At 52.5% G+C, this 11,747-nt stretch carries 11 protein-coding genes and 1 pseudogene; 4 read left to right on the top strand and 8 right to left on the bottom strand.

The window, feature by feature from the left end:
* Positions 1–15: 15 nt before the first annotated feature.
* Genes AACY11_RS05825 through AACY11_RS05815 form a run of 3 tightly spaced genes read right to left on the bottom strand, consistent with a single transcriptional unit; the run spans position 16 to position 1,060 of the window.
* Complete coding sequence (locus tag AACY11_RS05825) at positions 16–357, bottom strand: hypothetical protein (protein ID WP_339494076.1); 342 nt, start codon at positions 355–357, stop codon at positions 16–18.
* Positions 354–743 carry a phage holin family protein gene (locus AACY11_RS05820; protein ID WP_339494074.1) on the bottom strand — a complete coding sequence of 130 codons (390 nt, stop codon included), beginning with the start codon at positions 741–743 and terminating at the stop codon, positions 354–356. Before AACY11_RS05820 ends, AACY11_RS05825 begins: the two co-directional genes overlap by 4 nt.
* A gap of 2 nt (positions 744–745) precedes the next feature.
* Positions 746–1,060 carry a DUF883 family protein gene (locus AACY11_RS05815; RefSeq protein ID WP_339494073.1) on the bottom strand — a complete coding sequence of 105 codons (315 nt, stop codon included), beginning with the start codon at positions 1,058–1,060 and terminating at the stop codon, positions 746–748.
* 403 nt (positions 1,061–1,463) lie between these two features.
* Between AACY11_RS05815 and AACY11_RS05810 the strand changes: the two genes are divergently transcribed.
* Genes AACY11_RS05810 through AACY11_RS05800 form a run of 3 tightly spaced genes read left to right on the top strand, consistent with a single transcriptional unit; the run spans position 1,464 to position 6,876 of the window.
* On the top strand, positions 1,464–3,515 hold the full coding sequence (locus AACY11_RS05810; protein WP_339494072.1) for a type VI secretion system Vgr family protein: 2,052 nt from the start codon (positions 1,464–1,466) through the stop codon (positions 3,513–3,515).
* Positions 3,512–4,345: a DUF4123 domain-containing protein gene (locus AACY11_RS05805; protein ID WP_339494071.1), complete on the top strand. Its 834-nt coding sequence runs from the start codon at positions 3,512–3,514 to the stop codon at positions 4,343–4,345. Before AACY11_RS05810 ends, AACY11_RS05805 begins: the two co-directional genes overlap by 4 nt.
* A gap of 20 nt (positions 4,346–4,365) precedes the next feature.
* Positions 4,366–6,876 carry a LysM peptidoglycan-binding domain-containing protein gene (locus AACY11_RS05800; protein ID WP_339494070.1) on the top strand — a complete coding sequence of 837 codons (2,511 nt, stop codon included), beginning with the start codon at positions 4,366–4,368 and terminating at the stop codon, positions 6,874–6,876.
* A 54-nt stretch (positions 6,877–6,930) separates the two neighbouring features.
* Here the strand turns inward: AACY11_RS05800 and AACY11_RS05795 are convergent, their stop codons facing one another.
* From AACY11_RS05795 to AACY11_RS05780, 4 genes are all read right to left on the bottom strand, one after another.
* Positions 6,931–7,944 (bottom strand): formylglycine-generating enzyme family protein, encoded by a 1,014-nt coding sequence (locus tag AACY11_RS05795; RefSeq protein WP_339494069.1) that lies wholly within the window; start codon positions 7,942–7,944, stop codon positions 6,931–6,933.
* A 135-nt stretch (positions 7,945–8,079) separates the two neighbouring features.
* Entirely contained in the window at positions 8,080–9,072 is a 993-nt protein-coding gene (locus AACY11_RS05790) for a toxin-antitoxin system YwqK family antitoxin (protein WP_339494067.1), read from the bottom strand.
* Positions 9,073–9,263: 191 nt separating this feature from the next.
* Positions 9,264–9,905: a transferase gene (locus AACY11_RS05785; protein ID WP_339494065.1), complete on the bottom strand. Its 642-nt coding sequence runs from the start codon at positions 9,903–9,905 to the stop codon at positions 9,264–9,266.
* 9 nt (positions 9,906–9,914) lie between these two features.
* Entirely contained in the window at positions 9,915–10,130 is a 216-nt protein-coding gene (locus AACY11_RS05780; RefSeq protein WP_339494063.1) for a YdaS family helix-turn-helix protein, read from the bottom strand.
* Positions 10,131–10,223: 93 nt separating this feature from the next.
* Here AACY11_RS05780 and AACY11_RS05775 point away from each other — a divergent pair.
* A pseudogene (locus tag AACY11_RS05775) lies at positions 10,224–10,427 on the top strand (helix-turn-helix domain-containing protein); the annotation flags it as partial.
* 307 nt (positions 10,428–10,734) lie between these two features.
* Here AACY11_RS05775 and AACY11_RS05770 read toward each other — a convergent pair.
* Positions 10,735–11,703: a DUF932 domain-containing protein gene (locus AACY11_RS05770; RefSeq protein WP_339494061.1), complete on the bottom strand. Its 969-nt coding sequence runs from the start codon at positions 11,701–11,703 to the stop codon at positions 10,735–10,737.
* Between the last annotated feature and the right edge of the window lie 44 nt (positions 11,704–11,747).

Raw genomic sequence — 11,747 nt, 5'->3', positions numbered from 1 at the left:
CCCTCTATGACAACTCTAGTGTTTACCTGATGATCCTTGCATTACCAACTTGATCAAGGGGCCCAGTGTGGTGCCCAGGCGTAGCAGTCGCGTCAGGCTGCTTACGCCGCCACTCTTGGCACCCTTGCCGGTCAGAAAACCCAGCAAGGTTACGGCAGCCACGCCCCAGAGCGGGGCATGCTTGATGCCGAATCCGCCCTGAAGGTTTTGTGTCATTCCGCGTACCCGTAGCAAGGGTTGCAGCAGTTGAGCGGATTCCTGGCGAATTTCCTGGCGATGCATTTCCATGCGCAGTCGAATCAACGCCTTGCGCATTTCCGTGCGCGAGCTGTTGTGTGGCAGTTCAGGCAGGCTCATGGCAACAGACGCTCCCGATCGTTGGCCAGTTCTTCCAGGGTCCCATGGAAGGGCGAGGACTCATCGAAAATCGCCGCCCTCAGACGCATCCCGCAGAAAATGCAGGCGAGGATATAGAACACGCAAAGCCCAATGATGGCGGGTAGGCGATAGGTGTCCCAAAACAGGATCATCACGAGCGTCGACAACCCCACCAGCAACAGCAAGGCAAACACCAGCGCCAGGCCCGCAAAGAGCAAAAGGCTTACGGTTCGGGCTTTTTGTTCCTGCAATTCGATGCCGAACAATTCGACATGGCTGTGCAGCAGTCCAAGGAAAGCGGCACCCAGGCGCCGCGGTGAGGAGCTTGGGCCTGTCGCGGACGACCCGGATTCGCCGATCGCCATGATCAGCGCCGAGTGGCCAAAAGACCAATCAGGAAACCCACACCGGCCGCGATACCGACCGATTGCCATGGATTGGCCTGGACATAGTCTTCGGTGGCGGTGACGGCTGCCTTGCCGCGTTCACGCAGGGAGTCTTCGGTCAGTTTCAGGGTTTCGCGCGCCCGCAGCAGACTGTCGTGGATCTGCTCGCGCAATTCGTCAGCCTGATCTCCCGCCAATGTTGCTGTGTGTTCCAGCAACCGTTCCGTGTCGCTGACGAGTGTCTGAAAATCATTCATCAGGATTTCTTGAGCCCCTTTTGCTGTTTTACTAACCATGACTATGTCCGTAGTTGGTGGTGTGAATTTTTTGAGTATTCACCTTGAATGAAGGTTCACCGAATTTTCTCGATTCACATACTAAATTGTCTACATACGGCTGGACGTGGGGGTAGTTCTTCGTCGCCATAGTCCCTCGTAGCAATGTACTGCCCAGATGATCCGTCAGGGCGAGTAAATCTCATGCGCGTATTGAAAAATGAACTCGGCATCATTTTCACTGTCTCTGTCATTCGCCGAAGAAACTTTCTGAACATACGAAAATTCGGACGCATTTTAGGACGTTTCCTACATCAATTTTTTTGCCGCCTTGTTAGCGTGTGCTCGAAAATTTAAGCTCGTTCAGGCTAGGTATGGCCTGAGTAATGCGTTTTTACCCCTCTCTCAGCTTAAGGATAAGCGTATGTTCGCGCCGGCCAATGCTGCGCACTTCGCGTTACAGATCCCCTCTGTACGCAACGATTTTAAGGTGCTGGCCTTTCACGGCACTGAAGCTATCAGCACCTTGTACGCGATCCAGGTTGAACTCGTCAGCGAGTCCCCTGATTTCGATCTTGAGAGTCTGCTCAGTCAGCCGGCTTTCCTTCAGTTCGGCCTGAATGGCGAAGGTATTCATGGGCGTATTGAAGATGTGTTCGTTGGTGAGGCCGGTAAACGCTTGACCCGTTACCAGCTAACTTTGGTGCCCGCATTGCACTATTTGCAGTTCAGCCATAACGAGCGGATCTTCCAGCACCTGACGGTGCCGCAAATCATCGCCCAGGTACTCAACGGACACGGCATCCATGCCGATGCGTATACCTTTCATATCAGCACCAGCCCCGAGCGCGAATACTGCACTCAATACGGTGAAAACGACTTTGAGTTCATCCAGCGGTTATGCAGTGAAGACGGGATTTCGTGGCACCACCAACACAACCAGGATGGCCACCAGCTCGTCTTCACTGACGATCAGACCTATTTCCCCAAGCTGGGGGATACACCGTATCAGCAAGGCTCTGGCCTCGCGGCGGATCACGTGGTCGTCAGCCAGTTCTCCATGCGCTTCAGCACTCGTACTAGCACGGCCACACGCCGGGGTTATGATTTAAAACGTCCAAGCCAGCTGCTAGAAAGTCAATTCACTGCCGAGTTCAGTCCTGCACTTGAGGATTATCGCTATCCGCTGCTGATCGAAAATGAAAAGCTCGGCAAACAGTTGGCGCGGCAGACCCTGGAGCGGCACCGTAGCGACTACCAGTTGGCCGAGGGTGAAAGCGACCAGCCGATTCTGCGCAGTGGTCACTTCTTTACTCTGACCGAGCACCCACGCAAAACGTGTAACGCGTTGTGGCTGTTGCTGAGCGTCACGCATTCGGGCAAGCAACCTCAGTCACTGGAGGAATCAATCACCAGCGACGTTAAACCCGAAGACGGGTTTACCCAAGGTTACCGCAACAGCTTCAGCGCGATTCCCTGGGACGTGTTCTACCGTCCACCATTGGTCACACGTAAATCGGTGTTAGTCAGCCAGACAGCCCGGGTCACCGGCCCAGCGGGGGAAGAAATCTTTTGCGATGAGTACGGGCGGGTTAAGGTCGAGTTCCATTGGGACCGCGCCGAACTTGGCAGCGACAAGAGCAGTTGCTGGCTACGGGTATCCTCCAGCTGGGCCGGGGACAGTTTCGGTGCGGTGACCATCCCGCGTATCGGCATGGAAGTGGTGGTGACCTACTTGGAAGGTAATCCCGACAATCCATTGATTACCGGGTGCGTGCCTAACAAGGTCACACCTGTGCCGTACCCGTTACCCGCGAACAAAACCAAAACGGTCCTGCGTAGCCACAGCTCGCCCGCGAGTGGCGGTTACAACGAACTGTCGATTGAAGACCGCAGCGGTCAGGAGCTGATCTACCTGCGTGCTCAGCGTGACATGGAGCAGAAGGTCGAACATGACAGTCGGCTGGAAGTGGGTAACGAACGCCGGGAAACCATCAAGGGCAACAGCATTGCGGTGCTGGAAGCTGAAGAGCAGCGTACCGTCACCGCTGACCGCAAAGTCGACCTCAAAGCCAATGACTATTTGCAGGTTGCTAGTAGCAGCCATACCCGTGTAGGGCAAACAGTGGTGATTGAGGCGGGTCAACAAGTCCACCTCAAGGCTGGTGCTCATCTGATCCTAGATGCAGGGGCCAGCATCACCTTGAAAGGCGGCGGTCAGCACATCGTGATTGGCCCTGGCGGTATTTTCAGCAGTACCGAGATTCAAATAGGGGGCGCACCTGCTGCGGGAACCGCCGCCGCTCCCGTGTTGCCTGGGATGCTTGAAGGGTTGACGGCGCCATCAGCATTGCCGCTTCCCAGCCTTCCGTTTTACCAACAGCAGGCGGTGGCAGGTGCTCTTTTACCTATTCCTGGTTGTCAGCTCGACGCATCAGGTCATTGCCCAATCCACCATCCAGGTAAGACGGCATGATCAAGTCCATCTCCTCGCCCTTTCAGGCGCCTGAAGCACTGGGCGTCCTGTGTGTGATTCTGGATGCCAGTTTTGATCCGGATTTACCAGCTTATGTCGATCAGCTCACTGGCTATGGCGTCGAACGTTGTATACCGCTCTTCGACGATACTCCTTATGCCGGTCTGCAAGCTGCCGGGCCTTTCGCGTTACTGTGCCCGACACCTGGCGCTTCCATGGAGCACGTCAGCAGGCTGTTGGAGCGGGCCGATGCCGGATGTGTTGTCTATCTGCAGGATGAGCAATCCTTTGAGAGGGCCGTTGAACATTGGCGCAGCCTGCTGACCATCAGCACCGATGACACGCCTGTCCAACTGATGCGTTTTTTCGACCCGCGCTGGCTGGAGCCGCTGTTGAACAGCCTCGATGAAACGGAGCTGTTGCGGTTCATGGGGCCGCTCACCGATATGGCCTGGCGCAACGAGCTGGGCTGGCGCCATCTGGCTAATCCCCGACCTGACCCGGACGCAGAGATTCAGGAGCCTGGCTGGTTGCACCTGAGCTTCAAGCGCCAGGCTCAGATGGATGAGCACCGTTTGAAAGTGCTGGCCGGACGATTCGCTCTGGATTATCAGACGGTACTATCGATGCCTGAACCGGTGGAGTTCGTTTATCGGCAACTACTCGGGGCCCGGCAAACAGGGTATCTGCAACTGGCCGAGCAAGAGCGTTGGTTGCGTCTGGCGCTACGTCAGGGCGATGGCTTCTGGAACAGTTCCCCAAATACCGAATTATTGGCCCGTGATGACTTGGGCCTTGGCGACAAGCTAGTCGAGCTTGAGCGTCTCTGAATCACAAGGACGATGATCCGATGAACAACACCTACACGGTTAAAAACGGCGATACGTTGGGAGACATTGCCCAGCAAAGCGGTGCTAAAACGGCTGAGATCCAGGGGCTTAACCCGATCATTACTGATCCCAACTACATCCAGCCTGGTTGGGAGCTGAAGCTGCCCGATACCGCGCCCAAGCCAGCTCTGCCACCACCGATGCATGCGGATAACACCAGCTCCACCGCACTTAAGGGGCAAGCCCAGTGCGATGAAGAATTGGTCGATGTGGCCCATATTACCGGTGAGCCCCATTTCTATGTTTTGACTGACAAACAGTCGAAGGCACTGAAGCAGGAAATCAGTGCTGTTCAGAAACTGATGGATGAGCTGCATCAGAACCTCGCGAAAGCGCTGCCCACCACCCAGTGCAAGAAAACTCAAGATCCCAATGCCAGCTGCGCCTGCTCACGCTGCGTCAAAGATGCTTGGGCAGTCAAAGCCGAAGGTGCCGGGTTGCTGATGCGCGACCCCAAATCCCAGCAAAAAAAAGCCGCACCACTGACCAGTGATAAAGATCTTCAGGGGACAATGGCCACTTTGCAGAAAGCGCGTGACTGGTATCAAGGTTACAACCCCAGCTCTTTTGGGGTTATGCAATTTGAAACTAACTGGAAAGATTTACGGGACAAGAAGGTCAAAGAACTAGATACGGAAATTGGCAAGCTTCGTGCTCAACTTGCGGCCCAAAAAAAAGCCGAATCCGAAGACAGCTCTACCACAGCTAACAGCGCCGCCCCGGATCTCAAACATGGCAAGGGGCGCAGCATTGAACGTCAGCGAGGCAGTCAGACCAAATCTGGCGTCACCGTAGTGGAAATCATCCTGTTCAGCGACCCGACTCAGCGTCATTACGTTTCGATCCCGTGGCGAAGTACAACCGCATGGAATGTCCGAGTCCCTACCCGCGTCATGGCGGGAAAACCCTTCAACAAGCAACTGGCTGCTGATCTGATCAAGGACATAAAAAACGCGGTCGGTGGAGGACGCAAAGCAGGCCCCTTGGGCATTCTGGAACTCAAGATCAGTACCTGGACCAGCAAGCAGGATAACCTGCTCAATGCGTTGCATAAGGAAGTGGCCTGGACTTCTAATGAAAGTGATGCATCGCCCTATGCCATATCCGCCGAAGCCCATATCCTGCGCTTCGCCGCGAGTGCCAGTGCGGGGGTCAATAGCTGGAACCCCAAAGAGGGCAATATCGATGTGGGCGTTAAAGGGAGCGCGGCTTTCTCGCTGGCTGAAGCGTCAGCGTCCTTGAATTCGTATTTTCCTAGTCAGGGCGGATACGTCGCGAACATGGCCTATCTCAATGCTCTGAAAAAGGAGGTTCTACACCCTATGGGTGTGTTTCGCCTGAGTGGCAAATTGGAGTTATCGTGCTTTGTCGGAGCCAAGTTACAGGGCGAGGCTGGCGTCAAAACACAATACAAACCGACTGAAACACCCGCAGGAGCCACCGCGTTACTGGGTACACCGACCATGGAAATCGGTCGCAGTGGCAACATTGGTGTCAAGTGCGATGCCTTTGCAGGTGCGCAAACCGGTGGGGCCCTGAGCGGTGCCTTTGAGTGGGTTGAACCGGAAAAACAAGGGACGGGGAAAGCCGTCGTCGGTCAGACAAACGCCAATAGCAACTGGGCGAAGTTGGCAGAGATCAAGGCTGAAGGGAATGTCGCCTTGGGGATCGGTGCCGGTGGTGAGTTTGGCTTCAGCATTGCGAAAGACCGGTTGGCATTTAACTGCAAAGGCTCGCTGGTATTCGGTCCTGGTGCCGGTGGTGGGTTTGGTACGGTGGTGGACCTTGAGCAGGTGGGAAAGCTGACGTTGCTGTTTTGTAATGCCTTGGCGGATATAGATTACAGGCACCTGTTGGGGGTGACGGAGGAAGCTTTTAGCTACATGGCATCAGGGTTGTATCAGGTGGCGACCTCACCAGTGAAAAAGACCATTGAGGGGTTTGAGTGGGGGAGGGATGAAATGCTTTTTTGGTGGACAGAGAGACAAGCCACAAGGGTTGAGGCTGAAGCGCTGGCCGATTATTTGATTGCGCATAAGACAGATAAGATCATGCGGATTCAAGGGCAAGATGTGCCGTTGAGCGTGCTGCCGCCTGAAACCATTGGTCCCATGGTCTACCTGCTAACAGAAGGGGTTATCGCCAGAGGGATTGGTAGCTTCAACGAAAAGCAGGAGAAGGCCTTGGTCATTCTTCTGTCCGAAGTACGTCGCTGGCGGCAATTTATTGAAGTGCTGGAGCATTGTTCACTCGGCGCGACAAAGGTCAATGCCATGGAGAGTTTGGAGCGAATTAACGCCTTGCTCAATGGGCATGAACAAGACCAGTTCAATCGTTTTATTGATAGCTTGGCGGTAAACCAGACCTCCGATACTACAGTCCGATTGGCCTGGAACCCCAGCAATGCTTGGCGTAAGGAGAATGTGCTGGTGGCTGCACAGCACAGTGGCCGGTTTGATGGTTTGGCATGATTCTGAACGACAACAAGGGCGCTTGAAAGCGCCTTTGTTGGCTGCTGGAGTGCTTTAAAGTGGCTGATTGGATTGGATTGCGCAGCGAAAACTTGTACCGGGTAAATGCCTGCTTCTTGTAGGCTCATTAGGGAATCGTCGAACAGTACTGGCCGTGAGCAAAGGATCTTCGCCTGCATTGGTGCCTCGACGGATTCGTTCCGTTCCGGTAGCCGGGCCCTGAGGGTTTTCCAATGGCGAGTGGCGGTAATAGTCTTTATCGTACCAGTCGTTTACCCAGTCGGTAGCGTTGCCTGACATGTTATAGAGTCCTAGCGGATTAGGAACGAAACTGTCTACAGCAAAGGTGCGTCCCTTTCCTTGGAGAGGAAAATTTCGTCCGTAATTCAAACTGCCGTTATCTGTAGGGAAGAACACATGCAATCCGCGACTGCGGGCGGCATATTCCCATTGGGCTTCTGTGGGCAGATCGATAGGATATCCACTCAGGGCTCCTAGCCAGCCGCAAAAGTCCTTGGCTTCTTGCCAGCTTTGGGTCGGCGCAGGCAGATTTGGCGCGTAAAGAATTTCCTTCAGATCTTCTCGCTTGCGATTTTCCGCATCAAACAACGGTTTGCCCTGAGCAATAAAGAACAAATCGAAATCGCCCAGTGTTGTTTGGTATTTCGACAGATAATAACTGCTCAGCTTAACGGAATGAACGAAGTCGTCGTCACCGTCCATGCTGATATGACCCATCTGCTCCGTGTCCACACCGCATGGCCAGTCACATAGATTTTTGGGGTCATCGTCGTAGGGCCAACCAAAATCCCCCATCTGGAACTCGCCACCTTCGACAAACACCATATTGTCCAGTGATTGCACCACGGTATTCAGTATCTTTTCGCGAACCTCTGCGGAAAGGTTTGGGTATTTTTGCTCAATGGTCACATCGACTACAGCGACTTTATCCGGCGAGAGCTTCTGGCTTTTCGGTAGAGGGGAGGATTGCGCTTGGCAACCTGTTAGCAGCAGTAAAGTGCAAAGAGGTAATAATATTTTTATTGCCATTGAAATATCCTTATACATGCATATCAAAGCTCTAAGTCTATCATTTTTCCGCTCGATATGACCTAAAAAAGCAATTATTACAGGCAGTGTAGGTGCCCGAGAGTTGTTCCATTGTTGGAGCCATTCTCGGGACTGTGTCATGTATGTGACTGTTCAGTTGGGTATTCTGCCCTCGGCACACCATTCATCCCATTCACCAAGCTGGTCGCTGGTAATCATTGTGTCTTCACCGTTTTCCTTGTGGAAGGCATCAATCCATTTGGTGGAGCAGGAGTTGTCCTCGTTGGAAACCATAGTGGACTCTTCTGCTTTGGGGGCTTCGTCTGGATACCATGCTTCCCGTTTGTAGTTGCCCGAACTGATAAGATTGCCGTCCTCGTCCCACTCTTGAGATGACCCGTGTCTTATGCCGTCTACCATGGTGACGAACTTCAAAGGCCTACCGTTTTCATGCCATGTCTTGACCAGTCCTGTTTTCATTCCGTCCACAAATGGAACTTCGGCAGTGAGTACACCCTCGGGGGTCCATAGTTTCATAGAGTCCACGTAGGCCCCGTTTTTAGTGGTGGCGTGATAAGTCATTTTTCCGGTGTTTTCGTCCCAAGAGGTTTGTTCCCCGTCTGCCTTGCCATTAGTGGAATTGTATTCACCGACTAGCTTGCCAGTGTGAGGACCGTAAATTTCAGTCTTGCCGTCCCGTAAATCATTCTTGAAACTGGCTTTCGCTAGTAAAGTCGTTCCATCTGTAGCGAAAAGCTCTACCTTTCCATCAAGGTTGCCAGCGTTATATTGGGCGGTGTAGCGTTTGATTGTGGTATTGGATTTATAGCAGGTCGTCTGGCCGGACAGGTAGCCGTCTTTAAACGTGGAGTTGCAAACAAGGTGCCGTCCGTAGAAAAGATTTTCATCTGAATGAAATTTGGTCATAGCCTGATTGAAACTTACGAGAAGTTCATTGTAGCTATTAGCTGTGCGGATGTTGCGATCAGGAAGATTTGTCACGAATCCGGTGAACGGCTTGTTGTCGTTGTTTGCGTATATCTTGCCATTAGAGAATTGTGCGTTTCTGTAGTCCAGTTCGCTGGGGCCGCAGCCGGTAAGAACTGAGACACTGGTCGTAATGGCGAGCAGATAATGAATTTTCATTTTGTTTGCTTTTCCTGGTTTCGGTTGTATTGGGTAATGAAACGGAGTTCCTGCTTTTTGGGTGGCAGGCTACCTATTTTGCTATTACTGTGTTGCGATAGGAGCCTTGAAGTTTCACAGGGGGGTGTGAGTGTGTCGTATTAAGGGCATACCAAGCGCTTTATAGGCTGCAATGCAAGGTACTAATGCAATTATAGGCGAGGGTCGGTTTTTATGATTCTTGTAGAGTTGTTCAATACGCAGGAATAGTCGGAGATATCTCCACTGACTATCGTTCCCGCACCTATGGTGACTCCCTTGCCGATATTTGCGTAGGGTAGAATGGTTGCGTTAATGCCGATGAAACACTCATCATCAATTATGCAATGTTTAGATATGGTTGCTCCGTGCGCAATAATCACCGAATCCCCCACTTGGGAACTATGCCCGATGAAAGCTCTTGCATGAATGCTAGTGTTGTCGCCTATAGACACATCGGCCTGTAAGACCGCGCCAGCTTGGATGCAATTGCCCACGCCTATTTTGACCATGCTCAAGTCAACGTCAGGATGTATTAGGTTGTCTAGTACTCCGCCTTCTTTGAGGACTTTATTCGTAGTTTCGTGGCGAATGTTTGGAGAGTCGCTAATTAAGTTTACGAACTTTGCATCATGCTCTTTGAGCTGAACTGCCAGATCAAGGCCGCCTACGATAGGGAAGCCGTAGAAAAAGGTTCCATGTTTAGCCGGGTCATCATCCAGAAAAACAAACTCTAATCTCGGACTTTTCAAAAGTACTTCATGGATCGTACGAATGATTTCCGGGTTTTTTGCCTCTAACAGATAAGTTTTCACGTCCGCCTCCTAGATAGCGATCTCTGCCCAAGGAAACCCAGGACAAAGGGATTCCTTCTTAAAAACACCTCCCGTTAAAGCCTCCGCCCGCTTGGCGACTACTGGCGACATGCCGTGTTTTCTTCGGACCCAACCGGAAACGGTGCTTTGATCAACTCTCAATTTTTCGGCTGTGATTTCTTGTGTGCCGAAGAAGGCGACAAGGTCCTGATAAATACTGTTCATTTCTCTCTTCCGATTAGATATAGGGATTCCCATACAGTACATTACGGGTAATCCTGTTTGCAAGAATATGGGAGCACCCGTAATACTGCGCTGATGGAATTTAAAGACAGACTCAAAGCCGCCCGACTACACGCAGAACTCAACCAAACTGAGCTAGCTGAGCGTGCAGGCCTCACGCAGGCCTCGATTTCTGACCTTGAACGTGGAAAATCAAGAGCGACAGTTTTTGCTGTACAACTCGCTGCGGTATGCAATGTATCTGCAAGGTGGCTGGCTGAAGGCTCCGGGGATATGCTTGATTTTTCTTTGGTTCAAGATCGTTCTTTGGGTAGCGTTGTTACCAACGTTTCCGATCCGACTGAGTCGCAAAACAATACCTTTAGGCAGGATAAGATGTTTGCCGCTCAAGCAAGCCCTCGTTCCCGCTTGGTGCTCGAAAAAATCGCGGACGCAGTGGATGCAGGCTATTTAACTGAAGAAGACATGCTTCTCCTTGAGAAAATCGCCAGTCGAATCGCTGCGAAGCCGCAACCAAGCAAGGAATAGATAAAAAAGCGTTTGACCGCCAGGACGCGCTGACCAAACGCGGTTAAGTGAGCTGCTCTCAGGCAACGAGTTGCAAAGCGGCACCAAGGGCCTTCTGTTTGATTACCGCACCTTGGCCAAACCATGCTGAATCCATCCGATATTCCGAACTGCGGGCGCGCCGTTCGTGATCCACATACTCCGTCACAGCGTTCAGCAACCCCCATGCTGTACCGTGAGTAGATTCCAAATCTGCTCCTCGGCCTCTACCTTCGTACAGGCTTTGTACCTTCTCCATTGCTCGCTTGTTAGGCAGTACGTTGGGAATGGGGCTATTAGCGCTGGTATCACATAGCACCTCCATAAAAAATCCGAGAGCCTCCTTCGTCTGGACCTTGCGTTCTGCGAGGGTGCGCATCCGATACATGAATTCGTCCCATTGCGAGACGGCGATACCTAGCTGCTTTTTTACTGCTCGCGGATCAAAGCGAGTGCTATGTGGGACCTTAATGGCGTGGGTGGCTCCGTTCAGAGAGACAGTCAGCGTGTTGTTGCAGACCACTCGAACGGTCGTAGGCGTCGCTGTGGTGGCCAAAGTGCCATCGCATGAGGTAGCCAGTAGTAGATAGCCGTTTACTTGGTCATGTCCCTTCAGCGTGGCCGCTTGACCTGTTCTGGCAAGAGCCCAGAACTTGCGTCCACCTTTCAACACGCCAGCGGTTTCCAGCTCATACCCCGAGAACTCGGTAAGGTCTCGATAGAACTCCAGAACTTCGCGCGGCTGTACCACTTGATAGCGCTTGGATACCACCGATAGCGGCGCTTTAGTGTCAGAGCGATACAACACCTTTTGTTCTGGGAACGAGTGAATTGTGCCCAGGTGGCCTGATGCATCCGCTTTAAAATGAACTGGGCTTTCCTGGATCTGCCAATTCATACCGGCTTCACGTTGCCAGATTTCTAGGGGCTGTTTCGGCGACAACGCAGAGCCAAGGCCGTGCCAGGGTGCATCGCCAACGTATGCCATTTGTTCAACGAGATGTGCCATAAGAGTAGTTCCTTTGGGTATAGATCGGCATAAGCGCTGCGTAG

This window comes from Pseudomonas sp. RA_105y_Pfl2_P56, from assembly GCF_963970845.1.
Taxonomy (GTDB): Bacteria; Pseudomonadota; Gammaproteobacteria; order Pseudomonadales; family Pseudomonadaceae; genus Aquipseudomonas; species Aquipseudomonas baetica_A.
The sequence above is the reverse complement of the archived record's forward strand: the minus strand, read 5'-3'. Positions and strand labels throughout refer to the sequence as shown.